This is a genomic window from Janthinobacterium sp. UMAB-56, assembly GCF_900095265.1.
Classification (GTDB): domain Bacteria; phylum Pseudomonadota; class Gammaproteobacteria; order Burkholderiales; family Burkholderiaceae_D; genus Janthinobacterium.
In genome coordinates, this window is sequence record NZ_LT607658.1 from 201,125 (window position 1) to 226,614 (window position 25,490).

Below are 25,490 nucleotides of genomic sequence, written 5' to 3' on the forward strand. Positions count from 1 at the left end.
GTTTTAGTGGTGGTTATTGAGGGGCTGCTTCGGTATCAGGCGTGGGCGTTGTGGTGCCGGCGGCCGGGGATTTGGGCCATGGCCATGGATCTGGTTTGGCGGTGGTTTTTGGCTTGCGTACGCGCGGTGCTGGCGTCTTGATTTCTGGTTCCGGCTGGTCGACCGCAGCTACTGCAGGCGCCTCGATCTCGGCTACTTCTACGCTTGAGGACAGGCCGATTTGGTCTGCCAGGTTGGCAGCGTCCTCGTCGTCGGACTCTTCCTGCGCCACGTGGGCCGCGCCTGGTGTGCTTGCTTCTCCGGCGCGCAGCCAGACTTGACCTGGTGCGTAATTCCAGCCAAGGGCTTTCGCGGCCCGATCGAGGGAATAGACCAAGAGCGGCCGCTCGGCGAGAATAAATTTACTGAGGTCATTTAGGCGGTCTGGTGCGTTGGCGATGAGGTCACTCAACTGGTGCTCCTGCAGATCCTCAAACGCGATCGACGCCATTTCCAGCTGCAGGCGTACGGCATCAGGGTCTATGCCTTCATGCCTGGCCATGGCATGTATTGCGGCCTGCTGGTTTTCGAGGTCTTCGTTATCCCAGCCATTGGTAATCAGGCTGTCGCCTAGCAGCAGGTCGACCAGTAGCAACTGCAAATCGGACAGGCCAGCCTGATCGATATAGGCGTGAATGCTCTCGGTGCTGGAGGTGTCAAACGTGTATACGCCGGCGAGAGCCTCGTCTGGCAGATCGCGGTCAATCAGCACCAGTTTGGTAAATTCGCGCAGCGAGGCCAGTGAGAAACCGTTGGCGCCGCGTGCGCGCAGGCGCTTGTAAAGCTCGATGCGGTACGCCTCTTCCTGTTCGGCTTTTTTCTCTTCCGCGCGTGCGATTTCCCGTTGCTTTTCGGCGGCCGCTTGCTTTTCCGGTGTATGTGCAGCGGCCTCCTTTTTTGCTTCTGCGGCGCGGAGTGCCGACATGCGCGCGTCATAGACTTCTTTTGTTTCGCACGCGCCGGCATCTTCCAAGAGTTTCTGGATGGTCGCCTTATCGTAAAAGGGGGTCAACAGGCCCTTCTCGTCCTTCACGTACCACGCTGGCTCGGGCAGCAGACCGCTCTCAAGGAATTTCTCTGTATTGCCTTCATTTTTTGTGCTGGGCGCGTTGCGTTCGAAGACCCACAACGGCGACGCCAGCGCTACAAACTGGCTGCTGGTTCTATATTCATTCTGGCGTCTTTTTGTCGCCCCATCCTCGCCTTCGTAGACAGGCACGCCGCCTTGGGATGCTGCTGCAATGGCTAATGCATCGTGCGCCTGGCGCTTTTCGGCGTAGCACGCCGGATCTGTGCAGACGTCTGCACTTTTGATGTCAGTGAATACGTCCGGCTGGTTACCTGTTTTCTTGGGGCACTTGGTACAGGCGCCGGCAAGAGGCAGTAAGGCGGCATCGCTGAGCTTAAACAGCGCGCGGGTCAGGTCGACCATATAGCGGGTCTGGATATGCTGTAACGCCGCGCGGTACGACATCGGCTCGCCAGTGCGCTGATCTGGCGCGCTGATCTCGGACAGCGCCTTGATCTGCAGGGCAGGGACAGGTACGCGTGCGATCAGCAGCGCTGTCGAGGCGGAAATCGCGTCATCGAGGAACTTCTCGCGCACCTCGGTCGTCAGTGCGCACAACTTCAGGCGGGCATAAATATAGGAGCGTGATACTTCCAGTTTTACGACCAGCTGGTCGGCCGTGTATCCGGCCTGCAGCATGAGTTCCTGGAACCCTTCCGCCTCTTCCATCGGGTGCGGGTCTTCTCGCTGCAGGTTCTCCAGGATCTGTATTTCGCGCGCCTGGCTATCGGTCAGGTTGCGGGTAATGGTCGACACGACGTCCAGCGCGGCGATGCCGGCAGCGCGCCAGCGGCGTTCGCCAGCGACGATCTCGAACGGCTCGGGCGCTTCGGCGGTCGGCGTGACTGGTCGGATCAGGATCGGCTGGATGATGCCAACCTCTTTGATGTTCGCGGCCAGCTTCTGCAGTTTGACTTCGTCGAAGCGTTTGCGATTCGTGTAGCTGGGGCGGATATCTGCGCGGCGGGTGCTGCCGTACACAGGGCCGTCGACCAGCTCGTCGACGACGATGGTTTTCGCTTTGCGTGCCGGCGCGGTTTTCAGGCCCCCGATGGTGGGGATTACGAGGTCGCTACTCATGGGTGGGCCTTGACGAATAATTTCCCTGATGGTCCGCAAAGGCCGGCAAAGTCGTTGTTGCTGCGGGCTTTAACGCAGACTATTGGCTGGTAGCCGTAAACAAGATCGATAAGCCGGACATCTGGCGACGTACACTGCGGAAAGCGTCGTGCTGGGGAGGTGGCGAAGTGCAAGCAATCCTTGCAAAACACCGGCTCTGCTGCTGGTGGCATCGGTGGCCGTGCCAGTGGCATATCGGCTTTGAGTTCCATATAAATCTCCAGTGATGGGCATTCGCCCTTTGTTACTTCTTGATGAAATCGAATGGGGCGCTGTTGCCGATCGGGAGCAGTTCGTTTCCCTCGGCCAGCTGCGCGGCCAGGGCGTTTTTCGCCTGGCGTGGTGACATGGGTTTTCCGTCCGGGTGCGCGAATCCGCGCAGTTCGTGCAGTGGCCTGGCCAGCACGCTGCGGACGTCGATCGCCAGGTGGACGAGCGGGGCGGTCATGCCGGCACCCGGGGCAGTGGCACGGCCAGGCGCACGCCGGCGCCGGATGGCACGACGACGTCGAGCAGCCAGACGGTGTGCTGCGGCTGTGGCTGCGCTTTGGCGATGACAGGGGGCTCGATGCGGTATCCGCGTGCGCGCATGACATCGAGCACGCGCAGGATGTCGATGCTGCGGCCGCCGTCGGATGACAGGTCGGCCGGCGCGCAGCGGATCGAGGTGGCCAGGTGCTGCAGGCGCGCCAATGCGGTGGCCGCGGCGAGTGCCTGGCTGAGGTGCTGATCGTGTGCCAGCGACTTGGTGGCGGTTTTCATCGCGGGGCCTTGAACGGCTGGACGGAAACCAGGCAGATGCCGAAGCGGTCGATCATCGACATGGCCACAGGGGCAGCATCGGCGCCAATGGCGGACAGTGGCCGGCCTTCGCCGGGCAGCTGGCCGGGCAGGCGGATGATGACGTTGAAGGCGCTCATGCCAATTGCGCCTTTTCCCATGCTTGCCTGTAAATTGCCTTGCCCTCGTTCTCGCCGGCATAAAACGCATCGCGTTCAGCCGTTCCGGACGGGTACGGTACCGCGATTGTTTTGTTCTCGATTACACGAGCAAGGTGGGCCCGGGCGCCAGCTTTGTATGCGGCGCTGCGCGGATCGCGTGGGCGGTCAAATGCGGCTGCCATGAGGCTGTCGACCGTGGTTGCTGCTGGTTCGAGGTTTTCCATCGTCTTTGCTCCATCGTTGTGGTTGCTACTTCGATGGTGGCAAGTATAGGTCAACTATACTTTTAATGTAAAGAAAAACTATACATTATGGTTTTTATGTTTTGGACGACGTGATTGGCTGCTTGATGGACGTAAAAAAGGCTCGCGCTGGGCGAGCCTGTATCGGGCAAAAGGAGTGGATGTTTAGCGTCTGCGGGTTTTCCTTCGTAGTTCCGCCAGAACGCCAATTATTGTGAGTGGCACTTCGTCGCTTCTCACTGTAGGGTAGTTTTCGTTAATTGGAACCAATTCAAATATGTCGTTACCTTGAGCGTTTGTGCCACGCAGTCGGTACTTTTTGAAGGTCGCTTCCTGCTTACCATTTTTGGCGGCAACGCAATCTCCAGGGCGCGGTTCCCATTCTGGCTCGATGATAACGATGTCCCCTGGTAAGTAATCGGGAGACATCGAATCACCTTCAATTTCTAGAGCAAATACCCACCGAGAGTAGCCCTCATCAACGTAAATCGTGGCTGACCCGTCGCCTGGTGCGTATGGCGCAACAATTTCTTTTAACGCTCCAGCCTGAATGGATGATATGACTGGTATTGCCCGAGACCCAAGCTTTGCTGCCTTAGCGTTCTGGTCAAATGGGGCGGTGCTTACTAGCGATAGATGGGATGGCTCCGTCGACATGCCCTGGCGAATTTCATCAGGTAGCGACTGCGCGGTGATCTTGGCGATCGCTAGCAGTTGGCGCAAGTTGGGGCTGTGTTTACCTGTCTCCCAGTGAGAAATATTTGCCTTACTGTGCCCACGCTCGGACCCGAGCAGCAGCGCCATTTTTGCGCCTAGATCAGCTCCCGACATGCCTGCCGTGGCTCTTGCTGTCCGCACCCATTTAGCTATTACGTCTTTAATTTCCATTCCGCCATCGTATAGGTTCTCTTTACCAATAAGGTATAGAAGCGCTTGACGCAAATGTATAGAATACCTATACTCAAGCGAATTCATCTACCGGATGCAAAAAATGACACCAGAAAAAGCACTTGAAAACGCGATAGCGTTAGCCGGCTCTATGCAAGCGCTGGCTGATCACCTCGGGGTGACTAAAGGCGCTGTGAGCCAGTGGAAGCTTCCTGGTCGGCAGATCCCGGCAAAGCACTGCCGGTCAATTGAAAGCATGACTGGAGGTACATCGCGTTGTGTGGATCTGCGTCCAGACTTGTTCGCTTTGAGCCTGCCGGCTGCCCCCACTCATCGCGCTACTGATTTGATTCCCATACCGGGCCACGCGGGGCGCCAATTGCCTTCTCCATCAAACATTCTCGATACGGTGCCAGAGCGTGCGGTCGTCGGAATTGATGGTCCAAACGGTTCGTAGGCACTTTTGTTTCATGCCGCAAGCGTAGCTAGATTGCTTGCGAACAACAACCACCATGTAGAAGGAAATGTTGTGAAAATCAAAAAAGCGTACCTTGGCATGATCAAGGCTTTCCCTGGCGGATGGGATGCAATTTCAGCTGCGTTGGGCATGAGCCGCAATGGCCTGGAAAACCGCGTCTACGAACGCAAGGGCCAGGGGGTGACGGTCGACACGGCCCTGCAGCTGCAGGCGTTCTCTGGCACTACGTTATTTGCCGAGGCGGTGGCCGCATCGAGCGGTGGGGCATTCGTCAAATTGCCGGCAGACCTATCGGACGGCAATGAAGTGCTGGCCAAGAAGTTTCGCGACATATACGTCCGCTTGGGGATCTTCGCCGCCCACTTCGAAGAGGCGACTGCAGACGAGGTGATTGATGCGCGTGAGCGCGCCTGCCTCGATGCCGATATGGATGGCTTGCAGCGGGGTCTGTCCGAGCTGATGGCGTTGACCATTCGCGTGTATTGCTTGCCTGACGGTGGTCAGGATGGTGCGGCATGAGCGTATACCGTGTACCACGCGCCGGCACGCGCCCCGACATCGCCGTGCGCAAACTCCTGCAGCTGGGAGGCCGTGCTGATCTAAACGACTGGATGCGTGCCATCGGCTGGAGCGGCACCATCACCTCGTTCGAGCGCGATATCGTCAATTCGTTGACTCGCTGCCACGTGGTGCGCATGGAGGCCGGCCAGTACACCGTCACGCAGCGCGGCCGGGACTATGCCGGCCCGGTCGTTGGCGCCGCGACGTCGACGGCAGGGCAGGTTGCGGGGCCGCGCCACGCGCCATCTAAGGCGTTATTGTCGGATCGCCACAGTGCGCGTGCAGGCCTGGTGCGCGAGGGCGCGCTCGATTACGCACAGATCCCGTCCCGCTACGGTAGTCAGCGCGTTGCGCACAAGGCGAAGGTGCGTACCGCGTGACTCTCGACGATTTTGCCGCAGTCAACAGCGCGGCCATCCTTTCCATTGAATCGCTGCTGAATTCCTGGTTCCCGAACGGCGTGCGTGAAGGTATCGAGTTCTGTATTGGTTCTGCCTCCGGCGAAGCCGGCAAATCAATGCGTATCCGTCTCGAAGGCGATAAAGCCGGCGTATGGGCTGATTTTTCCGACGACGGCGTAGCCGGCGCTGATCTCATTTCCCTCTATGCGCATATCCACAGTGTGAAGCAGGGCCGGGCGTGCGCCGACCTGGCCGCGCAGCTGGGTATCACGCTGACGCCATCCGATTTTTCCCCTCCTGGCGCAACGCGCCCTATCGTTTCGGCCAAGCCGAAAAACACCCCCAGTCGCGCGCCCGCGCAAGCGGACAAAGGGGTACAGGCAGTTTCCGAGGCAAAAATAAAGACGCCCTGGGCGCCAATTTTGCCCGTCCCGGCCGATGCAGGGCCTTATCCGAAGGCCCACGTGGTGCGCGGCAAGCCTGATATATCGTGGGAGTACCGCGACCAGGGTGGCCAGCTGCTGGGTGTGATCTATCGTTTCACCACCTCGGACGGTGGCAAGGAAGTGCTGCCGTGCGTGTTCGCGCAGCACCCGGTCTCGAACCACCGCGAATGGCGGTGGATGTCGTTTCCTGTTCCTCGCCCGCTGTACCTGCGCGGTGCGCTGCGGCCCGAATTGCCGGTATTGGTGCTGGAGGGCGAGAAGTGTACAGACCGCGCCCACGACATGTTGGCAGATGAGCTGGATGCCGTGTCCTGGGTCGGCGGCAGCAAGGCGGTCGACAAGGCCGACTGGACGCCGCTGGCAGGCCGCACGGTGATTCTGTGGGCCGATGCCGACGCCAAGCGCTACAAGGAAAAGCACAAGCGGGCCGGCGAGCTGATGCCGGAAGCGGACCAGCCCGGCATGGCGGCGATGATCAAGATCGGCGCCATTCTGCGCGGCCTGGGCTGCTCGGTGTTTTTTGTCGACATTCCCGCACCAGGTGAGGTGGCCGATGGCTGGGACGTGGCCGACCTGATCGATGGCGGCGCCGGCGTTGACGAGGTGATGTCCTGGGTGACGAGGCTGCGCGTGGACGAGATCGATTCAGTTGACCAGGCCGGGATCGTCGCGGCGCCGGCGGCGCCTGCAGATGACGTGCCTGGCTGGGTTGACGAGCAGATGGATTCACTGCCGGCAGACGGATCTACCCCTTTGCCAGCTGGCGCGGGCATGTCGCCAAAGCAGCTGCGGGCGGAATTGATCCAGACTGCTAATGGCGGCGTAAAAGGCTGCCGCGAGAACGTCTACACCGTGATGCAGGGCGATCCGCGCTTGATTGGCTTGGTGGGCCTGGATCTGTTTTCCGGCCTGCAGGTGAAACGGCGCGCCACACCCTGGCGCAGTGAACCAGGCGAATGGACGGAGGGCGACGATTTCCACCTGGGCGTGTACCTGTCGCGCCACCATAGCCTGCTGCTGGCCAGCATAGGCGACATCGAGCGCGGTGTGGCACAGGCGGCGCGCGAGCATGCGTTCAACCCGGTGACGGACTACATGGATCGCTGCCGCGCCATGTGGGACGGCAAACAGCGCGTAGCCGGTGCGTTCGGCCGGTACTGGGGCTGTGCAGATAAAGCCGAATACCTTGAGCTGGTGTCGACCATGTTTTTTGTTGGTGTTGTGGTGCGGGCCTATCGCCCAGGCGCCAAGCACGACTACGCGCCCGTATTCGAGGGCGGCCAGGGCGAGGGTAAGTCGACCGCGCTGAAGGTGCTGGGCGGCGACTGGTTTGCCGACACGCCTTTCCGTATGGGCGAGAAAGACGGGTACCTGTCGATCCAGGGCGTGCTGCTGTACGAGGTGGCCGAGCTGGAGCAGTTCAACAGGTCAGAGGTGACGGCCATCAAGGCGTTCATGTCGTCGACGGTGGACAGGTTCCGCGAGCCGTACGGCCGCCGCATGAAGAACATGCCGCGCCGCTGCGCATTTGCAGCGACGACCAACGAAGGCGAGTATTTCAAGGACTCGACGGGCAACCGACGTTTTTGGCCGGTGGCCACAGGGACTATCGATCTGGACGCGTTGATTGAGGACCGTGACCAGTTATTTGGCGAGGCCGTGGCGATGATGAATGCCGGCGTGCTGACGTATCCAACACGCGAACAGCAGACGCGCCTGGTATCGCCTGAACAGGAAAACCGCGAGATCCCCGACCCATGGCATGGCCATATCTACCGCTACCTGGAGGGGCTGGACGCCGATGGTAATGAGAAGGTCAATGGCAAGATCAACCGCGTCACGGTGCTGGACCTGTTGACGCGCGGCCTACACTTCGAGATATCGAAGCTTGGCCCGGCCAAGCTCGAAACGATGCGCATCGGCGCGATCATGCGCAAGCTGGGCTGGATCAAAGATCGAGAAACATCGGGCGCGCGCGAGCGGTTCTACGCGCGGCCAGCGCCGGCGCCACAGCCTGGCGCTGAACCAACACGGGAGGACGACGATGCGCCGCTTCCCTTCTAACGTAACGGGCGTTGCTGCAGCAATCGTCTGCCAGGGATCGTGGGCGCCATGTGCGCAGGCGGAAAAGGCGGAATTGCATACGGCTGACATGCCCATTCCGGCCAGGCTGGACCATCCGTCCAACCTCGCCAATTTGAGGTTGGACGGCTGGAACCCGCATGAGCAGCGGCCCCGCCAACCTCCCAACCTCGCCAACCGAACCGCGCCCACACGCACGCACACGTGCGCACGTATACGTGCGTGTGCGGGGCCGTTTCCAACTTTTCCCCTTCCAGTAAAACCTAGAAATAGGTTGGGTAGGTTGGGAGGTTGGCAAAGCAAGCAACCATGCGGGTTTCAGCCGTCCAACCTTTTGCCCAACCTTTTTGAGGTCGGACGAAACAGCAGGAGAGTGGCATGAGCAACGGCAACATGAGGGAACAGATGCCCCAGGTCGCGGCAATCATCGATGCGTTCCGCGAGGCATTCGGAGCGAAGGAGGTAGACGCGGCGATACGGCGCGGCATGCGTGGCGGGCAAGGATTCCACGCTACGGAAGGTGGGCATGAGGTGGGCACGCCGATCGCCCGGGGCGTGCGGATAGGAACGGATGAGCGGGGCAACAGGATCAACCTGGACGACCCGCAGGCAAATATTCCTGAGCCGTATGTGAGGCGGATGGGCGAGATGGGATAGCAGCAAGCATGGGATGAACAAACAGTGGACAACGAAAAGGGGTAGGACAATGGGGACGATGGAAGTGGAAGCAGTGCACCAGGTAGCGCCACTGGACGTTTGCCTGAATATTTGGGCACGTTGGAACGCCCTAGGTGATTATCAGATCACCAGCGGGGAGGGCAATCAGCAGGATACCAAGGAGTTCATGCAGGCGGGCGAGGCCATCGAGGTCATGATCAACTCGCTGAGCCGGATGCAATGGTGGGCGGTCCGCAAATCCAAGGGGATTTGCACCGCTTGGATATTCAAGGATGTGCATTTTGCTGATGCCTTGGCGGAGGCTGAGGCAATCTTGGAGCCTAAATTGCGCAAACATGTTGCCACTAGGCGACATTTCGATTAGGATGCGTCTGTTAGATGTACTTAGTGCGTCTTGAGCAGATAGCCCGCCTTTAAAAGCGGGCTTTTTGCGTTTTTGCGTAAAGATTTCTCAACAGCGAAAGAGGTGATCTGTCTCGATCCGCTGCATAGCGGGGGATACATACGTTCCTTGTGCTTGCCCACTTCGGTGGGCTTTTTTATTTGTGTTGATGATAGTGCGCCGCAGTGTGCGTATCAACCACCGGCCCACGATGTTTCTTGTGGGTCGTTTGTGCAGACGTCTGCACAGATCTGAATGGAGCGGCGATGGCGTTTGATATCTCGGTGCGCACCAACTTGGCGGACTTCGAGCGGGGCCTGAATGATCTCGCCCGGCGTCAGCTGCCGTATGCGACTGCACTGGCATTGACGTCGCTGGCCAAGATGGTGACGGTGGATGAGGTCAAGAACCTGTCGGCCAAACTGAAGAACCCGTCGCCCTTCACGCTGCGCTCGGTCAAATCCGTGGCGGCGCGCAAAGACAACCTGACGGCCAGGGTGTACGTGATGGACAAGACGGCCGCCTATCTTGAGCCGTACGAGCGCGGCGGTGTGCATAAGCTGGCTGGCAAGGCGCTGCTCAATCCCAAGGACATCACGCTCAACCAGTACGGGCAGTTGCGCAAGGGCGCGCTGGCCGCACTGAAGGGGCGCAGCGATATCTTCATCGGGCCGGTCAAGACGAAGAAGGGGATCGTCAACGGTGTGTGGCAACGCACGGCGGCAACGGCATCGATCACGAACAAGAAGACGGGCAAGACGCGCATCAGTTCGCGCGGCGTCAACACGTCCGGTGCGTTGAAGCTGTTGATACGCTTCGGTGATGCGCTGGCAGTCAGGACGCGGCTGGGGTACCAGGCGCGAGCAACGGCGCTGGTCAATGCCAACTTCAATGCCGAGATGGACAAAGGCATGGTCAAAGCGATGGGGTCGGCCCGGCCGTGACCCATCGGTCGACCAGGGCGCAGGCCCTGCCGAAATGAGCGGGTCCTCCCTGGGGGGTTTGCTCCCGAGGGCATTGCGCGCCCCGGTTTGTTTCTAGCTGAGGAATTTTATAGCCTTCCTTCCTTTTTGATTATCGGATACCGCCATGGGAAAACTGGTCGCCAAGCGCGAGCTGTCGGAAATCATCGGCGTATCGGAGCGCACATTCAGCGAGTGGCAAAAAGAGCCCGGCTTCCCTTTTGAGATCAACGGCGGGCGCGGCTCGGTCAACAGTTACGACACGGCGAAAGTCATCCAGTGGATGGTCGCCCGCGACATCGCGCGCCGCGTCGGTGAGAAACCGCGTGACCGGGTCGACCGGTTGAAGGCTGACTTGTTGGAGGTCGACCTGGCCGAGCGGCTGGGCCAGCTGGCGCCGGCCGCGCTGTTCGAGCGCGCTTGGTCGGATCATATCGTCGCGACAAAAACAGAATTGCTCTCGCTGCCGCTGCGCCTGGTCGGCGAGATTCACGCATTGCATGGCATCACGGTCGATACCGATCTGATCCTGGTGCAGATCGAGGCCTCGCTGGCCAAGCTGGAGAGTTTTGATGTCGACGCATTCGATTCTGATGAACCCGACCCTGAAGGCGATGATGCGCCAGACGGTGGCTACGACGATTAAGGAAGTCCAGAAGCGCTGGGCGCCCGCCCCGAAAATCAGTACCCGCGCCTGGGCGCGGAAATACCGCTACCTGTCCGAGCTGGAGTCGCAGCTGCCGGGCAAGTACAACCTGGACGTGACGCCCTATCTGGCGTGGGAGAACGGGCCGCTCGATGCGATCGACGATCCTACCGTGCGCAAAGTGGTCGGGCAAAAATCGGCGCAGATCGCATGGACGTCGGGAGTCATCGGTAACGCCCTGGCTAAGTGGGTCGACAGCGACCCGTCGCCGATCCTGGGACTGTTCCCGAAGGAGATGGCGGCTAAAGAATATATGGCCGAGAAGTTCGAGCCGATGGTCGACGCGACGCCCCGCTTGCGCGGCAAGATAGACCTGCGCAGCAGGAAGGCGCAGCAGCGCCAGTTGTTCAAGCGGTTCCCTGGCGGGTTCCTGAAACTGGTCGGCTCGAATTCGCCTTCTTCGGTGAAGTCGACGCCGACGCCGCGCGTGTTCGTGGAAGAGCCGGACGATTGCAACCTGAACCTGAGAGGGCAGGGGGACTCGATCAAGCTGGCCGAGGAGCGGGTCAAGACCTATGCGCGGCCGAAGCTGATCATTGGCGGCACGCCGACGATTGAAGGCGTTTCGGCTGTCGTCGCTGAAATGGAGAATTCGGACAAGCGCCGGGCGATGATCCCTTGCGGCGATTGCGGCGAGGAGCACCCGCTCGACTTCGATAATTTGCGCTGTCTGGACGACCCGCTGCAGAGCCACCCTGTCTTCGGCATCAAGCTGCCGGAGACGGCGTATTACGCATGCCCGGCTTGTGGCTGCGCCTGGACCGATGCACAGAAAAATCGGTATGTACGCAAGGGCCGCTGGGTTGCTACCGCACCGTTTCGTGGCGTAGCCGGCTTCTACTTCAATGAGTTGATGAGCCCGTTCCCAGGCTCGCGCATGGCGTTGTTGATGGAAAAATGGCTGACCGCGCTGCATGCGTTCAGCCTTGGCGATGCCGGCCCGCTGATTGCCTTTGTCAATAGCAGCAAAGGCCTGCCATACACCTACAAGGGTGACATGCCGACGATCGGGGCACTGCAGGAACGCGAGCTGGATTACGAGGGCAACACCGTGCCGATCGGCGGCTTGATCCTGGTCGCTGGCGTCGATATCCAGCACGACCGGATTGAAGTGGTGTTGCGGGCATTCGGGCGTGGCGAAGAAAGCTGGCTGGTGCAGTACATCCGCATATTCGGCAATCCTGCTGTCTATGAAGATCCTGTGTGGGCCGACTTGAATACGATCCTGTATCACAAGTACCGGTCGGTGCGCGGCTACAAAATTGGCCTGTCCGCTGTCAGCCTGGATACGTCGGACGGCACCACGTCCGACGCGACGTACAAGTGGGTGCGGAACAACCAGCGTAAGGGCATTCCGTTCGTCATGGCGATCAAGGGATCCAGTTTGAAGGATTCCGAGATTTTCGCGCGGCCGGTACCGACCAAGGAAACGAACAAGCGCAACACCAAGGCGGCGAAATATGGCTTGCAAGTGTTCATCGTCGGCACGTCGCGTGCCAAGGACTTGCTGATCGGCGAAAGCGGGCGCGTCTCGCTGGACGGTAGCGGGCCTGGCCGGTTCCATACCTACAGAAACACCAGCCCGGAGTATTACAGTCAGCTGCTGGAGTCTGAGGTCAAGGCGCCGATCCGGACCAGCAACGGCCATATCGTCAAGGCCTGGCAAAAGAAAGTCGGCCGCCGCAATGAGGTGCTCGATTGCGAGGTCTACGCGCTGCATGCCAGCCGCGCCGCGAAAGTGCATTTGCGCATGCCGGCACAATGGAGCTCCCTGGAGGCGCAATTGAGCCAGGCGCCATTGTTCGATGACGATGACCTGCCGGATGTGCCGGTATTGCCGAGCGAAGGCGCGGCGCCGGTCAACAGCGCTCCTGGCGCTGCGGTAGAGGAGGTCTTGCCCACGGAGTCGTCGCATCTCGTGGAAGCCGTTGCTGCTTCTGAACCTGCTGCAGTGCGAGTTATATCCGTCGCCGCAGTACCGGCATTGAAAAAACGTAAACGCTTCGCGTAGGAACTTCATGAAACCATTTGATCCATCCACCAGCTTGCTGGCCGGCATGCCCACGGCCGCGTTGCAAAAGACGCTGGCCGACGCGCAGCAGGCATATATCGACCTGTCGACTGGCGCCAAGGGAACGTCCTACTCGTACACCCAGGGCGACGGCGCGCGCGCCGTGACATACACCCAGACGAATATCTCGCAGCTGATCGTGCTCATCCGGACGCTGCAGCAGCAGCTGGGTATTATCAGCCGATCGCGTCGACCAATGCGGTTCCGATTCTGATGGCCAGCCCCGTTAGAATCCTCGGGCCGAACGGCCAGCCGCTGCCGCCGCATCGTGACCGAGCATCGATGCTGTCCGGTGCCGGTGGTTCCCCATACGACGCCGCCGATATGTACGGCGACCACATGGCTGACTGGACGCCGTTCCTGGGTTCGCCCGATGGCGACCTCAATATGCACCGCGACCGGATCGTCTCGCGCGTGCGTGACATGGTGCGCAACGATGGCTGGGCATCCGGTGCCGTCACGCGCATCCTGGACAACGCGATCGGCGCTTCTTTCCGGCCGATCTTCAAGCCGGATTACGCCGCCTTGCGCGCCCACACGGGCATCAAGGAATTCGACCACGTGTGGGCCGATGAGTTCAGCCAGTGCCTGGGTGCCAGTTACCGAACCTGGTCGAACGATATCGGCCGCTACAGCGACACCCAGCGTGAAATGACGGTAGGCCAGCAAATGCGCCTGGGTTTTCGGCACAAAATTGTCGATGGCGATGCATTGGCCATGGTGCACTGGTTGCCAGACAGGCAGGGGCCAGGGCGTGCGCGGTATGCGACTGCCATCCAGATTCTGGACCCGGATCGTTTGTCGAATCCTCAGTTGGTATTTGATAGCAACGACATCCGGGGTGGGGTGGAAATTGACGCTTACGGCGCTGCGGTTGCTTATCACATCCGCCGTGCCCACCAGGGCGACTTCTTCGCCGGCGCCAAGTCGGTAACGTGGGAGCGCATCGAGCGGGAAACCAGCTGGGGCCGGCCGATCATCATCCATGATTTTGACCATGAGCGCGCTGGCCAGCATCGAGGCGTAGGCATCTTTGCGCCGGTGCTGCAGCGGCTGAAAATGCTGGTCAAGTATGACAACGCCGAGCTCGATGCCTCGATCATCAATGCGATCTTTGCCGCTTACATCGAATCGCCGTATGACCCCGCTGTTGTCGAAGAAGCGATGGGTGGTGACGACCTGAAGGACTATCAGACTCAGCGCAGTGAGTTTCACGATGATCGCCGGATCAAGCTTGGCGGCGCCCGCATGCCAATTCTTTTCCCGGGCGAGAAAATCAATGCAGTATCCGCGACGCGGCCAAACGCCAATTTTCAGGCCTTTGAGTCTGCTGTGTTGCGGAACTTCGCGGCCGGGACTGGGCTGTCGGCGCAGCAGGTCAACAACGACTGGTCCGACGTGAACTACAGCTCGGCGCGTGGCGCCATGCTGGAAGCCTGGAAAACATTGTCGCGGCGTCGCAATGACTATGGGGTGGGTATGGGTCAGTCGGTTGTCAGTGTATTCGCCGAAGAAGCGATGGAAGTCGACAACTTACCCTTGCCACGGCGCGCGCCGCCTTTCCACGAACACCGCACGGCTTACTCTCGGGCCAAATGGATGGGACCAGGTCGCGGCATCATCGATCCTGTGAAAGAGCGCCAAGGCGCCATCCTGGGCATGGATGCCGGCCTATCCACGCTCGAAGATGAAGCCGCCGAACTTAGTGGTGTGGATTGGCGCGAAACGCTGGAGCAGCGCGCGATAGAAGTCAAACGGTTTGCCGAGCTGGGGCTGCCGTTGCCGGAATGGGGTGGTGGCTACGACGCATCCGAAATGATTGATGAACCGAAGGCTAAATGATGAAATTTGAATTCTTGGCACAGCGCTTGTTCAACACGCCGCTGGCGATCGCGCCCGGCAAGGCCGAGGTGATCATGGCGGCGCTGGCCGACCGGCTGGGCATCAGCCAGATCGCGCGGCTGAACCCGGCGCCGCTGTTGATGGAAGACGATGACGTGGTTTATTCGTCGCCTGGCCGCAATGGCCGCGCCGGCTATGAGGTGGTTGCCGGCGTGGCCATCATCCAGGTCTACGGCACGCTGGTGCAGAAACTCGGCTCGTTGCGTCCTTTTTCCGGCATGACCGGTTACGACGGCATCCGGCAGAATTTCCTAATGGCGCTGAGTGATCCGGACGTGAAAGCCATCATGCTCGACATCGACAGCCCAGGCGGTGAAGTGGCAGGCTGTTTCGACCTGGTGGACGCAATCTACCGTGCGCGTGGCAAGAAGCCGATCTGGTCGATCCTGAACGAGTGCGCCTACTCGGCAGCGTATGCGATCGCCAGCGCGGCCGACCGCATTACTGTGCCGCGTACTGGCGGCGTCGGCTCGATCGGCGTTATCTGGATGCACATGGACTGGTCGAAGGCCCTGACGGGTGCCGGCTTCAAGGTGACGTTCATTACCTACGGCGAGTCGAAGGCGGATGGGCATCCTGAAATCCCGCTGTCTCCGGAGGCGCTGGCGCGCTTCCAGGGCGATATCGATTTGATGGGCGAATTGTTTGTCACGACCGTCGCCCGCAACAGGAATATCTCGGCCAAGGTGGTCCGCGATACCCGGGCCGCAACCTACTTGGGGGCGGCCGGCGTCAGCCAGTCGCTTGCAGATGATGTACTGGCCCCTGATGCAGCATTTCGGGCATTGCTGGCCGAAATTACCTAACTTTTTCTGGAGAATACATGAGCAGCAAAATCGCAAAAATGGTGGCATCCCTGTCGTTCGCCCACCTGTTGGGCCAGCCGGCCGGCGCCAAAGCCGACGGCGGCGAGGAAGACGACGACAAGAAGCAGCGCACCGACGAATCCGACGAAGACTATGCCCGGCGCATGGAAGAAGAGGAGGAGGAAGAGAAGAAGAAGGAAGATGCCCGGAAAGCCGAAGAAGAAGAAAAAGAAGAAAAGAAAAAGGAAGAAGAAGCCAAAAAGGCCAAGAAAGCCGAAGAAGACGAAGACGACAAGGAAAAGGCGGCGCGCGTGAACGAGCGTGCCCGCTGTGCCTCGATCTTCAAATGCGCAGCAGCTGCCACGCGGCCCGATGTCGCCGCGCACCTGGCCTTCAATACCAGCATGCCCAGCGCTGAAGCGATCGGCATGCTGGAGACCTTCGCGATGGGTGGCGCGCCGCAGCCGTCCAGCCTGGCCAGCCGCATGGCGAGCGTCAAAACGCCAAACGTCGGCGCCGGTGCCGCAGCTGCTCCTGCAGCTGGCAGTGATGCCGCTGTTACGGCGCAGATCATCGCAGCCGGCAAGGCTCGTCGCGGCGAAAAATAGTTTTCAACCCGTCACTTAAAGGAAGTTCAACATGAGTCTCCCCGTCAACCAGGTGGGTGGTAGTCCGCAGATCCCTGGCATTTATGCCGAAACCTTTATCCCGGATCAGCTGATCGCGGGTCGCCATCCGCTTGTTACGGACACCGTGACCGTGCTGGCGGGCCAGGTGTTCCCGCGTGGCACCGTGCTGGGCCGTATTACCGCGTCGGGCAAATACGTCGTGGCGCTCGCTGCCGCTGCCGATGGTTCCCAGAATCCGGCAGTCGTTGCTGTCGACAACGTCGACGCGACCGCCGGCGACGTGAATGCTGGTGTGTATCTCGCCGGCGAATTCAACGGTGCCGCCATGACCCTGGGTACCGGCATCACGATTGCTGCAGCGGCGGCTGCGCTGCGGCCCTTGTCGATCTATGTCAAGGGTTCGGTGTCCGCTGCCGACCCGACCTGATCGGCAATGTCCAATGAAGCCCTCTGACGAGGGCTTTTTTTTCGTCCAAATTTCTGGAGTAAATTATGTCCTTTTTGTTCAACACCAACGTCCTGATCGGCGTGGTGCCCAACCTGAAGCGCCCGCAGAAATTTCTGCTGGATCGCTTTTTCCCGAACATCGTGATGGCCGATTCCGAGTATGTCTCGATCGACGTCGATGTCGGCCTGCGCCGCATGTCGCCGTTTGTATCGCCACTGGTGCAGGGCAAGCTGGTCGAACAGCGCCGCCTGCAGACCAACCAGTTCAAGCCAGCCTATATCAAGGACAAGCGCGCCCCTGACCTGCGCAAGCCTGTGAAGCGCATGATCGGCGAACGTATCGGCGGCGAATTGACCGGTGCCGCGCGTGAAGCAGCCAACCTCGAAGCGGAAATGTCCGACCAGGTCGACATGATCGATCGCCGCCTGGAATGGATGGCAGCCTCGGCGCTGATGAACGGCACGGTGCTGATCGTGGGCGACGGCTTCCCTGCTGTACTGGTCGACTTCGGCCGCGACCCGAGCTTGTCGATCGCGCTGACCGGCGCCGATAAATGGGATACGGCCTTCCAGGCGGTCGGCGCGAATGGCATCTACACCGCGCCGTCGGATTTCATCGAAGAAAGTGGCCACAACATCTTGAAGAAGTCTGGCGGCACTGCTACCGACCTGATTTTCACGACCACGTCGTGGAAGTACTTCAAGCTGGACAGCAATGTCAAAACGTCGCTGCATTACCCGCGTTCCGGCGAAGGCAACAACGTGAATATCGGCGCGCAGGTCCAACGGGGCGCCCAGTACAAGGGCAAATGGGGCCAGTACGATCTGTGGGTCTACAACGACTGGTACATCGATGAGAACGGCGTCGAGCGTGCCATGGTGGATGACGGCAAGGTCATCATGAGCGGCCCCGACCTGATGGGCACGCGTGCCTTCGGCCAGATCCTGGACCCGGAAGTTAACTACGCGGCGTTGCCCTATGCGCCGAAGACCTGGGTCGAAAAGGACCCGGCCCAGCGCCTGATCATGATGCAGTCCTCGCCGATTGTTATCCCGTCCCGTGTCAACGCCTCGCTCTGCGCAACCGTAGCAACTCCGAAAGTATTCTGATCATGGCCGCCAAAATTGAAAAATTAGTCAAAGCGGTCGTCGCCCCAGGCCGCACCGTTAAATTCGAAGGTAGCAATGTCGGACCAGGTGGCGAAGTGTCACTGCCTGTAAGTGAAGCCGCCTGGCTGCGCAGTGGCGGCTACCTGCTCGACCCTGCGGCGACGGCGCCGACCATCGCGCCGGGCCCCGCGTTCGAGAAGGAGGGTGACGACAATCCTCCGTCGGCAGAGTGATCGACTGGGACCGCGTGGTGAACGGGCCGGTTATGGCCCAGTTCGGTGAGCCAGCGCAGTTCCAGCCGGCTGCAGGCGCCCCCTTCGGCATTCATGGCACGTTCCATGAAGCCTACAAGTCCGTCGACCTGGTGGGCGGTACCGGCATTACAACGGAAATGCCCGCCCTGGGCGTCCGGTTGGCCGAGTTTGCGGTGCCGCCGCGCCAACGTGACCGGGTCGTGATCACCGCCACCAATCTGCATGCCGGCGGCACGTATGTCGTCAAAGAAGTGCAGTTGAATGGCGTCGGTGCCGCCATCTTGCTGCTTAACTATGCGGAGCCATGATGGCTGGTGAACTGATGCTTGCGCGCCGGCAGATTCGCCTGGCGGCACTGGCGGCGTTGACTGGTGAACAGTTCGCTGGCGTTACCGTTGATTCACCTGGTGACTGGAGCACGCCGCCTGAACTATTGCCAGCCATCTTGTTGCGTGCGCCGGACGATCGCAAGGAATCGATCGGAAAGGGCGCGCCGCAGTTCACCAGTACCTGCACGATCGAGATCGAGGCACGAGTAGAAGAGCGAACCGGTAGCGCCGCGCAGGATGCGATCGAGGCGCTTTGCTTGTGCATCGAAATGGCGCTGCTGACGAACAACGATCTGATCCGCATCATCAACCAGGTTGTGTCTGTGGAAAGCCGTACGGAGATTTCTTCGGAAGGGCGGACTCATTTTGGCGGCGCCCGCATGCTGTTCGCATTCGAAGTGCCTGAAATGTTCGATTCCTACGGCGCGCCTGGTGCGCCACCTGGTGAGCCGTTGACCGGCCTGCCTATTCCTTTGCACAGTTTTGGTTTGCACCTTGATGCGGGCGCGCCTTTCGACTCCAGGGGCAACTATCCCGATGCGCGTTTTCCTGCGGCACCTGCGCCGCGCACGGCCGGCCCTGACGGCCGCGACGAAGGTGCGCTGAACATCGATTTACCTCAATAGGAGATTCCCATGTATGTAACGCCAGCGCCGGGTCTGACGATTCCGGACCCTGATTTACAGGACGTCCTGCCAGCCAATGGCCGGGAAGTGCCTGATACGCCGTACTGGCAGCGCCGCATCTTCGACCGTGATGTATCGGTCAAGGCTGCTGTCGCTGAAAAGCCGCCGCGTTCGACCGGGAGTAATAAAGAATGACCATCCCATTCAAAGGCGTCCCAAACAACATCCGGGTTCCGCTGTTCTATGCGGAAGTCGACAACTCCCGCGCCAACTCGGCGCAGGCGGCGCAGCGCGCGCTGATCATCGGCCAGATCACGGCGGCGGGCACGGCGGTGCCGAACGTGCCGATTATTTCCCAGGGCGCCGCTGACGCTGCACTGGCCGGTGGCCAGGGTTCGATGCTGGCGTTGATGACGGCAGCTTATCGCCTGAACGACACCTTCGGCGAGGTGTGGTACCTGCCGCTGCTCGATGACCCGGCTGCGGGCGCCGCGACTGGCACGCTGACCTTCAGCGCGGCTGCGACCGCGAGCGGCACGGTCTACGCGTACGTTGCCGGCGTTCGCTACGCGATGCCGGTCATGGCAACGCAGACGGTGGCACAGCTGGCAACGGCGCTGGCCGCCCTGGTCAATGCTGACGGTGCCTGTCCGGTCAAGGCGGCGGCTGCTGCAGGCGTGGTGACCTTCACCGCGGTGAACAAGGGCCCGTGCGGCAACGATATCGATCTGCAGCTGAACTACCAGGGTTCGCGTGGTGGCGAAGTGCTGCCGGCCGGCCTGACCGTGGCCATCGCACCAATGGCAGGCGGCGCCACGGCGCCATCGATGGCGGCGGCGTTTGCGAACCTGGGCGACCAGACGTTCGACTTCATCGTTTGCCCGTACACGGACGTGATATCGCTCGACGCCATCAAAGCGCTGATGAACGATACGACCGGCCGCTGGTCATGGAACAGCCAGTTGTATGGCCACTTCTTCGGGGCCTACAAAGGCACGTTCGGCGCCCAGGTAACAATGGGTACCGCGCGCAACGACCAGCATGGAAGCGTGATGGGCGTGAACGGCTCGCCGACGCCGTCCTGGATCTGGGCGGCGGGGACGGCAGGTGCTGCGGCCGTCAGCCTGCGCAACGATCCTGCATTGCCCCTGCAGACGGTGGCGATCCAGGGCGTGCTGCCGCCGCCGCTGCAGAGCCGTTTCCAGATGACGGACCAGAACATTTTGCTGCACTCGGGCATTTCGACCTTTTCGGTAGCCGATGACGGCACGGTGTCGATCCAGAATCTGATCACGACCTATCAGAAAAACGCGTTCGGCAACCTGGACGACAGTTACCTGCAGATCGAAACGATGTTCACCCTGGCCTACGTGCTGCGCGAGCTGCGCACCATGGTGACCAGCAAATACGCCCGCGTGAAGCTGGCGGCCAACGGCACGCGCTTTGGCTCGGGCGCTGCGATTGTGACGCCAAACATCATCCGCGCCGACCTGATCGCCAAGTATCGCGAACTGGAAGACGCCGGCATCGTGCAAAACGCTGACGCGTTCAAAGCGGGCCTGGTGGTGGAGCAGAACAGCCAGAACCCGAACCGCGTCGACGTGCTGTATCCGGGCATCCTGATCAACCAGCTGCGGATCTTCGCGCTGCTCAATCAGTTCCGCCTGCAGTAAGACAACCCCAGGGCCGCTATCCAGCGGCCTTTTTTTATAGGAGCCTGAATTGGCAGATACCACCAACCGGTTGGCAGGCGTTGCATACCTGACGGTCGACGGAACGAATTACATGCTCGCCGGCGATTTCGCATACAGCGTGGCGAAGGTGGCGCGCGAAACGCTGGTCGGTCAGGACCGCGTACACGGCTACTCCGAGAAGCCGGCAGCGGGCAAGATGTCGTGCACCGTGCGCGACTCCGGCGGCCTGAGCGTCGCCAATTTCAACGCCATGACGAACGTGACCGTCACCGTTGAATTGGCAAACGGCAAGACGATTGTCGGCCGCAATATGTGGACCGTGGAGGCCCAGGAGGTGAAAACCGCCGAAGCTACTTTTGAAGTGAAATGGGAAGGTTTCAGCGTCGAGGAGGCGTAAAAAATGATTGATCAAGAAAATTTGGATGGTGTGGACGGTGCAGGCTCTGCGGCTGAAATCGTAGACGAAAAGACGCTGCAGCTGCGTAAGCCGGTGGCGCTGGGCCACATCGAATACGCCACGCTTGACCTGCGTGAGCCGACTGCTGGCGACTTGTCGAAAGCGTCGAAGGCCGGCAGTGATGTTGACGTGGCGATCGCGCTGATTTCGATCGTGGCGAAGGTGCCGCGCGGCGCCATTGAAAAACTGTGCCAGCGCGACTTCCAGGAGGCGGCTGATTTTTTAGGCAGCTTTACTGTACTTGGCCCTCCAACTGGCGTGAAGTCGTAGCCGAGCTGACCAAGTATTACGGCTGGGGGCCGCACGACGGGTGGTCCCTGACCTGGACCGAGCTTGACTGGTGGAGCGAGCAGGCGCAGCGAATGCTCAAAGCGGGAGAGGCTGAATAATGGCAAGCGTTTTTAATATTGTTATCACGGCCGTCGACCGTGCCACGCGAACAGTGCGGCAAATTAATGACACGTTCGAGCGGCTGGCCAGGCCGCTCGTTTTGATTCGCCGCTCGGTTCAGCAGCTCAGCACTGAACTGGGCCTGGACAAGGTGGCCAAGGCAATGGGCGGCGTCGGCCGGTCCGCGCTCGATGTCGCCGGCCGAGTGCGCTCGATCGTGGCGCCGATGGCCGCCGTGATCGGTGTCGGCTCGATCGCCGGCTTGCTGGCGTTGGCCACCAGTTGGGGTACGGTCGGCATGGAAGTGAGCAAGGCCGGGGCATTGATCGGCATGTCGACGTCGACACTGATGTCGATGCGTGGCGCGGCCAAGCTGGCTGGCGTGACGGCGGAAGAGCTGACCGGAAGCTTGAAGTCGGTCGGCGATACGATGGAAGATGCGCTGTTCGGGCGGAACCAATCGGCGCTGATGCTGCTTAATAAAATGCGCATCGGCATCCACAAGACGGCAGACGGCTCGATCGATGCCGCGCGTGGCTTCAAGGATATCGCCACCTACATTTCGGGTATCAAAAGCGCCCAGGTGCAGGGCGTCATTGCGCGCCAGTTCGGCATCGAGGCGGCTTTGCCGTTGCTGCGCAAGGGCGCCAAGGGCATCGAGGAGTTCCAGCAGAAAGTTGCCGAGTTTGGTGGTTCACGCACTGCCGGCGCGATCGCGGCCGCTGACCAGTTTGGTTTCAAGATGGTGTCGCTCAGCATGGCCACCGAGGGCGTGAAAATTTCGATCGGTGAGCGGCTGATTCCGGTACTGCAGCCGTTCATTGAAAAACTGATCACCTGGGTGACGGCCAACCGCGAGCTGATCGCTACCAGGGTGACCGAGTTTGTCGCGGCGTTTGCCACCTGGATCGAGCGCATCAATTTCAATGATGTGTTGAATGGCATGACCAGCTTTATCTCGGGCGTTGCCGGCGTGATCGATTCGCTCGGTGGCTGGAAAACTGCCGCCTTGCTGGTGATGGGCGTGATGGCCGGGCCGTTCCTGTTGAGCGTGGCCACATTTGGGGCCAGCCTGGTGCGCTTGGGCGTGACCATCATCCCTGTGTTCATCCGCGCGCTGGGGCTGATGCGCCTGGCCATGCTGGCCAACCCGATCACCGCGATTGTGATGGCCATTGCGACAGTGGCGCTCTTTCTATATGAAAACTGGGACAAGGTCAAGAAGTGGTGGAAGGGCCTGTGGGGTGATATGTCCGACGACGCGGCCAAAAGTCAAAGCGCGATCGCCAAAACCACGGAAAAGCTGGCCAAGGGTACCAAGGGTCTTGGTGAAAAGCAGACCGGCGGTGCCTCGGGTGACTGGGGCGACCGCCGGGGCGGTGGTGCTTCGGGTGACTGGGAGGACGCATCTGGCACGCGCTCCCGCGCCCCACGCGGCATTCGCAATAACAACCCGGGCAATCTGCGGTCCTGGGGCGATATGCCGCGTGAGGATGGCTTTGCACGCTTTCCCACGCCCGAGGCCGGGCTTGCCGCGATGATCAAGAATTTGCAGGTCCAGCAAAGCAAGCATGGCCTGAACACGATCGCCGGCATCATTGGACGGTGGGCGCCACCAAAAGAAAACGATACGGCTGGCTATGTCGGCAACGTCTCAAAGCAGACAGGATTTGGCGCGCACCAGCCGCTGGACCTGACCGATAAAAAGACGGTGGCGCCGCTGATTTCCAGCATGATCCGGCAAGAGGGTAACAGCGCCGGCTACAGCAAGGACATGGTCGAAAAGGCGGTGACGCAGGTAGTGGTCGACTTCAAAAATGCGCCGGCGGGAACAACGGCGACAGCAAATATGAAAGGTGGGGATATGGTGCCTGTGCGAGTGAATCACTCGATGCCTACCCTGGCGGCGGGATGAGTATCGATGGCGCCCTGGGCGCGATAGGTTCCATCACCACCACCATCGGTAGTGCGGCAAATTTGGTGAAGCGTGTCAGCGGCGACAAGGGTGCGGCTGCACCTGGTGCCGCCTCCTGGTTCTCACAGCTGCGGCCGGCATCCTTTCGTGGTGTGCCATTCGGCGTGCTGGGCGGTTCAGGCAAATTCGGCCGGCGCCAGGTGGTGCATGAATACCCATTCCGGGACACGGTATGGGTGGAGGACTTGGGCCGGTCTGCTCGTCACGTCAGCGTCAGCGGCTTCCTGGTCGGTGATGATGCCATTGCCAAGCGTGACCGGCTGATTGCGGCGATCGAGACCGCCGGCGACGGCGATTTGATGCATCCCACGTATGGCCAGCTGCGTGTCAGCGTGATGGAGTTTTCAACGGAGGAGCGTTGGGACCAGGGCCGGGTGTTCATGGTCAATTTCAATGTGATCGAGTCTGGCCAGCGTGTTTTCCCGAGCGTGGCCACCTCGACCGGCAGCGCAGTCAAAACGGCAGCTAAGGCGGCGGACGCCGCCAGCGCGACCGATTTCGCATCGAAGGTGGGCGCGGCCCTGAAGCAGGGCGCTGTGACGGCAGCGCAGGCGGCCAGCACGGCCGCTGCCTGGGGGCGCAAGGCGCAGTCGCTGGCGAACGACGCGACCAACTTGTACAACATGGTGGGCACGCTGACAGGCAGTGTCGGCCGGTACGCAAAGAGCCCAGGCATCGGCAAGTTTGCCGTTCTCGCCGGCGCGGTGGCGTCGGCCGAGACGACGATCCCGAAGCTGATCGCATTGGGGGCGTCGGCGCGGACATCGGTAACTGGTGCGATTGCAAAATTGACGTCGACGGGATCGGGGCTGGGACCATGAGTACTGCAAGCGATTTTGCCGTTGCGGCTCAGGACCTGGCGGCCGCCTTGTACGGTGCTGCAGTCAAGCGAGCCGACGCACTGCGGCTGCTATCGAGCCTGGCCGACTTCTTCCCCGACGAAGTGACGTCGACGTCGGTCATCGGCTCGGCGATGGCCGTGATGCAGGATGCGACCGGAGAGCTGTTCAGGCGCGCCGCCATCGTTGCGCTGGCCAGGGCCTCGGCCGAGTATGAGCCGACATCCGCTGACGATGCTGCAGCCGTCAGGCAGGCCGTCTGCGGGGCGCTGGACGCCGAGATCATCAGCGCAGGGGATCAGGGGCAGGACGCGACGTTCAACGCCTTGCGTGCCTTGCGCGCGGCCGTCTCGCATGACTTGGCGACGCGTGGCGCCCAGCTGGCCGGTGTTGCGAGCGTCGGCAGCAACCTGTCGATGCCAGCTCCGGTCATGGCGCAGCGGCTTTACCGGAGTCCTGTGCGGTCGGATGAACTGGTGTCGCAAGCGAACCCGATTCATCCGGCTTTTATGCCGACCAAGTTCAAGGCGTTGTCATCTTAACCTGCTGGCAAGGTGTTGGACGATGAGTTGGTCGTTGGCTTAAACGGCTCGCAGACACCTTCAATGTAGTCGGTAGCGACGTAGTAAGCATCGCTGTCGTTCACCGCGACATGACTGATGGATACCCAGCCGTCAGGCGTAGCTACCCTGCCTTTTGAAAACAGCCTCAATGATGCTTCCTTAAACGTGCGGCCATATGGGCGGCCACATCCCGCTTCCTGCATCAGTTGTCGATAGTGGGAGAGATTCGTCTTTTTGGCGTCAAAGCCTAGAGCTTGATAGGCATAGGCGGCCGGCTTGGGGGCCAGGCAAAAAACCGCGTTACCGGTCTTTATATGGCACTCGGCGAAGGCGTTTCCGGATAAGGCGAGCATGGCGAAGCATATTGAATTTTTCATTTTTTGTTTCATGCGTTCTCCTTTTAA

The 25,490-nt window shown here is 60.6% G+C and carries 33 protein-coding genes; 25 read left to right on the forward strand and 8 right to left on the reverse strand.

Features of this window, described 5'->3' with window-relative positions; genetic code table 11:
• Nucleotides 1–13 precede the first annotated feature (13 nt).
• From K0F85_RS16115 to K0F85_RS16145, 7 genes are all read right to left on the reverse strand, one after another.
• Entirely contained in the window at nt 14–2,188 is a 2,175-nt protein-coding gene (locus K0F85_RS16115) for a ParB/RepB/Spo0J family partition protein (RefSeq protein WP_219116986.1), read from the reverse strand.
• Nucleotides 2,185–2,439, reverse strand: coding sequence for a hypothetical protein (locus K0F85_RS16120; protein WP_219116987.1), 255 nt, complete (start codon nt 2,437–2,439; stop codon nt 2,185–2,187). The genes K0F85_RS16115 and K0F85_RS16120 overlap by 4 nt, the downstream gene beginning before the upstream one ends.
• Before the next feature lie 32 nt (nt 2,440–2,471).
• Nucleotides 2,472–2,675, reverse strand: a complete 204-nt coding sequence (locus tag K0F85_RS16125; RefSeq protein ID WP_219116988.1) for a hypothetical protein — start codon at nt 2,673–2,675, stop codon at nt 2,472–2,474.
• Nucleotides 2,672–2,989 carry a hypothetical protein gene (locus K0F85_RS16130; protein WP_219116989.1) on the reverse strand — a complete coding sequence of 106 codons (318 nt, stop codon included), beginning with the start codon at nt 2,987–2,989 and terminating at the stop codon, nt 2,672–2,674. The genes K0F85_RS16125 and K0F85_RS16130 overlap by 4 nt, the downstream gene beginning before the upstream one ends.
• Complete coding sequence (locus K0F85_RS16135) at nt 2,986–3,147, reverse strand: hypothetical protein (protein WP_219116990.1); 162 nt, start codon at nt 3,145–3,147, stop codon at nt 2,986–2,988. The genes K0F85_RS16130 and K0F85_RS16135 overlap by 4 nt, the downstream gene beginning before the upstream one ends.
• The gene (locus tag K0F85_RS16140; RefSeq protein WP_219116991.1) at nt 3,144–3,392 is read right to left on the reverse strand and encodes a hypothetical protein; all 249 of its coding nucleotides are present in this window, start codon (nt 3,390–3,392) and stop codon (nt 3,144–3,146) included. The genes K0F85_RS16135 and K0F85_RS16140 overlap by 4 nt, the downstream gene beginning before the upstream one ends.
• Before the next feature lie 183 nt (nt 3,393–3,575).
• Nucleotides 3,576–4,298: a LexA family transcriptional regulator gene (locus K0F85_RS16145; protein ID WP_257572823.1), complete on the reverse strand. Its 723-nt coding sequence runs from the start codon at nt 4,296–4,298 to the stop codon at nt 3,576–3,578.
• 103 nt (nt 4,299–4,401) lie between these two features.
• Between K0F85_RS16145 and K0F85_RS16150 the strand changes: the two genes are divergently transcribed.
• The 25 genes from K0F85_RS16150 (at nt 4,402) to K0F85_RS16270 (ending at nt 25,065) form a co-directional block, all read left to right on the forward strand.
• The gene (locus K0F85_RS16150) at nt 4,402–4,755 is read left to right on the forward strand and encodes a Cro/CI family transcriptional regulator (protein WP_219116992.1); all 354 of its coding nucleotides are present in this window, start codon (nt 4,402–4,404) and stop codon (nt 4,753–4,755) included.
• A gap of 72 nt (nt 4,756–4,827) precedes the next feature.
• Nucleotides 4,828–5,295, forward strand: coding sequence for a YmfL family putative regulatory protein (locus tag K0F85_RS16155; RefSeq protein ID WP_219116993.1), 468 nt, complete (start codon nt 4,828–4,830; stop codon nt 5,293–5,295).
• Entirely contained in the window at nt 5,292–5,717 is a 426-nt protein-coding gene (locus tag K0F85_RS16160) for a hypothetical protein (RefSeq protein WP_219116994.1), read from the forward strand. Before K0F85_RS16155 ends, K0F85_RS16160 begins: the two co-directional genes overlap by 4 nt.
• A complete protein-coding gene (locus K0F85_RS16165) occupies nt 5,714–8,248 on the forward strand; it encodes a VapE domain-containing protein (protein ID WP_219116995.1) in 2,535 nt (844 codons plus the stop codon). Before K0F85_RS16160 ends, K0F85_RS16165 begins: the two co-directional genes overlap by 4 nt.
• 396 nt (nt 8,249–8,644) lie before the next feature.
• Entirely contained in the window at nt 8,645–8,923 is a 279-nt protein-coding gene (locus tag K0F85_RS16170; protein WP_219116996.1) for a hypothetical protein, read from the forward strand.
• Between the two features lie 58 nt (nt 8,924–8,981).
• Nucleotides 8,982–9,308, forward strand: a complete 327-nt coding sequence (locus K0F85_RS16175) for a hypothetical protein (protein WP_219116997.1) — start codon at nt 8,982–8,984, stop codon at nt 9,306–9,308.
• Between the two features lie 284 nt (nt 9,309–9,592).
• Nucleotides 9,593–10,270 (forward strand): hypothetical protein, encoded by a 678-nt coding sequence (locus K0F85_RS16180; protein WP_219116998.1) that lies wholly within the window; start codon nt 9,593–9,595, stop codon nt 10,268–10,270.
• Nucleotides 10,271–10,415: 145 nt separating this feature from the next.
• Nucleotides 10,416–10,934, forward strand: a complete 519-nt coding sequence (locus K0F85_RS16185; RefSeq protein WP_219116999.1) for a terminase small subunit — start codon at nt 10,416–10,418, stop codon at nt 10,932–10,934.
• Nucleotides 10,861–13,005: a phage terminase large subunit family protein gene (locus K0F85_RS16190; protein WP_257572824.1), complete on the forward strand. Its 2,145-nt coding sequence runs from the start codon at nt 10,861–10,863 to the stop codon at nt 13,003–13,005. Before K0F85_RS16185 ends, K0F85_RS16190 begins: the two co-directional genes overlap by 74 nt.
• 7 nt (nt 13,006–13,012) lie before the next feature.
• Entirely contained in the window at nt 13,013–13,279 is a 267-nt protein-coding gene (locus tag K0F85_RS16195; protein WP_257572825.1) for a gpW family protein, read from the forward strand.
• Complete coding sequence (locus K0F85_RS16200) at nt 13,279–14,907, forward strand: phage portal protein (protein ID WP_219117000.1); 1,629 nt, start codon at nt 13,279–13,281, stop codon at nt 14,905–14,907. The genes K0F85_RS16195 and K0F85_RS16200 overlap by 1 nt, the downstream gene beginning before the upstream one ends.
• The gene (locus K0F85_RS16205) at nt 14,904–15,773 is read left to right on the forward strand and encodes a S49 family peptidase (protein ID WP_219117001.1); all 870 of its coding nucleotides are present in this window, start codon (nt 14,904–14,906) and stop codon (nt 15,771–15,773) included. Before K0F85_RS16200 ends, K0F85_RS16205 begins: the two co-directional genes overlap by 4 nt.
• A gap of 17 nt (nt 15,774–15,790) precedes the next feature.
• Nucleotides 15,791–16,381: a hypothetical protein gene (locus tag K0F85_RS16210; RefSeq protein ID WP_219117002.1), complete on the forward strand. Its 591-nt coding sequence runs from the start codon at nt 15,791–15,793 to the stop codon at nt 16,379–16,381.
• Nucleotides 16,382–16,412: 31 nt separating this feature from the next.
• Nucleotides 16,413–16,829 carry a head decoration protein gene (locus K0F85_RS16215; RefSeq protein WP_219117003.1) on the forward strand — a complete coding sequence of 139 codons (417 nt, stop codon included), beginning with the start codon at nt 16,413–16,415 and terminating at the stop codon, nt 16,827–16,829.
• Between the two features lie 65 nt (nt 16,830–16,894).
• A complete protein-coding gene (locus K0F85_RS16220; RefSeq protein WP_219117004.1) occupies nt 16,895–17,959 on the forward strand; it encodes a major capsid protein in 1,065 nt (354 codons plus the stop codon).
• Between the two features lie 95 nt (nt 17,960–18,054).
• The gene (locus tag K0F85_RS16225; RefSeq protein WP_219117005.1) at nt 18,055–18,192 is read left to right on the forward strand and encodes a hypothetical protein; all 138 of its coding nucleotides are present in this window, start codon (nt 18,055–18,057) and stop codon (nt 18,190–18,192) included.
• Nucleotides 18,189–18,521, forward strand: a complete 333-nt coding sequence (locus K0F85_RS16230) for a hypothetical protein (protein ID WP_219117006.1) — start codon at nt 18,189–18,191, stop codon at nt 18,519–18,521. The genes K0F85_RS16225 and K0F85_RS16230 overlap by 4 nt, the downstream gene beginning before the upstream one ends.
• Nucleotides 18,518–19,168: a hypothetical protein gene (locus K0F85_RS16235; RefSeq protein WP_219117007.1), complete on the forward strand. Its 651-nt coding sequence runs from the start codon at nt 18,518–18,520 to the stop codon at nt 19,166–19,168. Before K0F85_RS16230 ends, K0F85_RS16235 begins: the two co-directional genes overlap by 4 nt.
• 9 nt (nt 19,169–19,177) lie before the next feature.
• Nucleotides 19,178–19,363 (forward strand): DUF2635 domain-containing protein, encoded by a 186-nt coding sequence (locus K0F85_RS16240; protein WP_219117008.1) that lies wholly within the window; start codon nt 19,178–19,180, stop codon nt 19,361–19,363.
• Nucleotides 19,360–20,841, forward strand: a complete 1,482-nt coding sequence (locus tag K0F85_RS16245; RefSeq protein ID WP_219117009.1) for a phage tail sheath subtilisin-like domain-containing protein — start codon at nt 19,360–19,362, stop codon at nt 20,839–20,841. Before K0F85_RS16240 ends, K0F85_RS16245 begins: the two co-directional genes overlap by 4 nt.
• 49 nt (nt 20,842–20,890) lie before the next feature.
• The gene (locus K0F85_RS16250) at nt 20,891–21,259 is read left to right on the forward strand and encodes a phage tail tube protein (RefSeq protein WP_219117010.1); all 369 of its coding nucleotides are present in this window, start codon (nt 20,891–20,893) and stop codon (nt 21,257–21,259) included.
• 3 nt (nt 21,260–21,262) lie between these two features.
• Nucleotides 21,263–21,589 carry a phage tail assembly protein gene (locus tag K0F85_RS16255; RefSeq protein WP_219117011.1) on the forward strand — a complete coding sequence of 109 codons (327 nt, stop codon included), beginning with the start codon at nt 21,263–21,265 and terminating at the stop codon, nt 21,587–21,589.
• 118 nt (nt 21,590–21,707) lie between these two features.
• Nucleotides 21,708–23,624, forward strand: a complete 1,917-nt coding sequence (locus tag K0F85_RS16260) for a hypothetical protein (RefSeq protein WP_219117012.1) — start codon at nt 21,708–21,710, stop codon at nt 23,622–23,624.
• Entirely contained in the window at nt 23,621–24,505 is an 885-nt protein-coding gene (locus K0F85_RS16265) for a DNA circularization N-terminal domain-containing protein (protein ID WP_219117013.1), read from the forward strand. The genes K0F85_RS16260 and K0F85_RS16265 overlap by 4 nt, the downstream gene beginning before the upstream one ends.
• On the forward strand, nt 24,502–25,065 hold the full coding sequence (locus tag K0F85_RS16270) for a hypothetical protein (protein WP_219117014.1): 564 nt from the start codon (nt 24,502–24,504) through the stop codon (nt 25,063–25,065). The genes K0F85_RS16265 and K0F85_RS16270 overlap by 4 nt, the downstream gene beginning before the upstream one ends.
• Here the strand turns inward: K0F85_RS16270 and K0F85_RS16275 are convergent.
• On the reverse strand, nt 25,062–25,475 hold the full coding sequence (locus tag K0F85_RS16275) for a hypothetical protein (RefSeq protein ID WP_219117015.1): 414 nt from the start codon (nt 25,473–25,475) through the stop codon (nt 25,062–25,064). The two genes, K0F85_RS16270 and K0F85_RS16275, sit on opposite strands and share 4 nt — an antisense overlap.
• Nucleotides 25,476–25,490 lie beyond the last annotated feature (15 nt).

Coding starts and splice junctions, on each gene's coding strand:
- K0F85_RS16185 (WP_219116999.1), top strand. CDS start 10,416: ATGGGAAAACTGGTCGCCAAGCGCGAGCTGTCGGAAATCATCGGCGTA.
- K0F85_RS16150 (WP_219116992.1), top strand. CDS start 4,402: ATGACACCAGAAAAAGCACTTGAAAACGCGATAGCGTTAGCCGGCTCT.
- K0F85_RS16235 (WP_219117007.1), top strand. CDS start 18,518: ATGATGGCTGGTGAACTGATGCTTGCGCGCCGGCAGATTCGCCTGGCG.
- K0F85_RS16220 (WP_219117004.1), top strand. CDS start 16,895: ATGTCCTTTTTGTTCAACACCAACGTCCTGATCGGCGTGGTGCCCAAC.
- K0F85_RS16265 (WP_219117013.1), top strand. CDS start 23,621: ATGAGTATCGATGGCGCCCTGGGCGCGATAGGTTCCATCACCACCACC.
- K0F85_RS16200 (WP_219117000.1), top strand. CDS start 13,279: ATGGCCAGCCCCGTTAGAATCCTCGGGCCGAACGGCCAGCCGCTGCCG.
- K0F85_RS16160 (WP_219116994.1), top strand. CDS start 5,292: ATGAGCGTATACCGTGTACCACGCGCCGGCACGCGCCCCGACATCGCC.
- K0F85_RS16215 (WP_219117003.1), top strand. CDS start 16,413: ATGAGTCTCCCCGTCAACCAGGTGGGTGGTAGTCCGCAGATCCCTGGC.
- K0F85_RS16195 (WP_257572825.1), top strand. CDS start 13,013: ATGAAACCATTTGATCCATCCACCAGCTTGCTGGCCGGCATGCCCACG.
- K0F85_RS16140 (WP_219116991.1), bottom strand. CDS start 3,392: ATGGAAAACCTCGAACCAGCAGCAACCACGGTCGACAGCCTCATGGCA.
- K0F85_RS16115 (WP_219116986.1), bottom strand. CDS start 2,188: ATGAGTAGCGACCTCGTAATCCCCACCATCGGGGGCCTGAAAACCGCG.
- K0F85_RS16245 (WP_219117009.1), top strand. CDS start 19,360: ATGACCATCCCATTCAAAGGCGTCCCAAACAACATCCGGGTTCCGCTG.
- K0F85_RS16120 (WP_219116987.1), bottom strand. CDS start 2,439: ATGGAACTCAAAGCCGATATGCCACTGGCACGGCCACCGATGCCACCA.
- K0F85_RS16270 (WP_219117014.1), top strand. CDS start 24,502: ATGAGTACTGCAAGCGATTTTGCCGTTGCGGCTCAGGACCTGGCGGCC.
- K0F85_RS16275 (WP_219117015.1), bottom strand. CDS start 25,475: ATGAAACAAAAAATGAAAAATTCAATATGCTTCGCCATGCTCGCCTTA.
- K0F85_RS16125 (WP_219116988.1), bottom strand. CDS start 2,675: ATGACCGCCCCGCTCGTCCACCTGGCGATCGACGTCCGCAGCGTGCTG.
- K0F85_RS16240 (WP_219117008.1), top strand. CDS start 19,178: ATGTATGTAACGCCAGCGCCGGGTCTGACGATTCCGGACCCTGATTTA.
- K0F85_RS16175 (WP_219116997.1), top strand. CDS start 8,982: ATGGAAGTGGAAGCAGTGCACCAGGTAGCGCCACTGGACGTTTGCCTG.
- K0F85_RS16210 (WP_219117002.1), top strand. CDS start 15,791: ATGAGCAGCAAAATCGCAAAAATGGTGGCATCCCTGTCGTTCGCCCAC.
- K0F85_RS16145 (WP_257572823.1), bottom strand. CDS start 4,298: ATGGAAATTAAAGACGTAATAGCTAAATGGGTGCGGACAGCAAGAGCC.
- K0F85_RS16170 (WP_219116996.1), top strand. CDS start 8,645: ATGAGCAACGGCAACATGAGGGAACAGATGCCCCAGGTCGCGGCAATC.
- K0F85_RS16190 (WP_257572824.1), top strand. CDS start 10,861: ATGTCGACGCATTCGATTCTGATGAACCCGACCCTGAAGGCGATGATG.
- K0F85_RS16135 (WP_219116990.1), bottom strand. CDS start 3,147: ATGAGCGCCTTCAACGTCATCATCCGCCTGCCCGGCCAGCTGCCCGGC.
- K0F85_RS16255 (WP_219117011.1), top strand. CDS start 21,263: ATGATTGATCAAGAAAATTTGGATGGTGTGGACGGTGCAGGCTCTGCG.
- K0F85_RS16180 (WP_219116998.1), top strand. CDS start 9,593: ATGGCGTTTGATATCTCGGTGCGCACCAACTTGGCGGACTTCGAGCGG.
- K0F85_RS16130 (WP_219116989.1), bottom strand. CDS start 2,989: ATGAAAACCGCCACCAAGTCGCTGGCACACGATCAGCACCTCAGCCAG.
- K0F85_RS16260 (WP_219117012.1), top strand. CDS start 21,708: ATGGCAAGCGTTTTTAATATTGTTATCACGGCCGTCGACCGTGCCACG.
- K0F85_RS16205 (WP_219117001.1), top strand. CDS start 14,904: ATGATGAAATTTGAATTCTTGGCACAGCGCTTGTTCAACACGCCGCTG.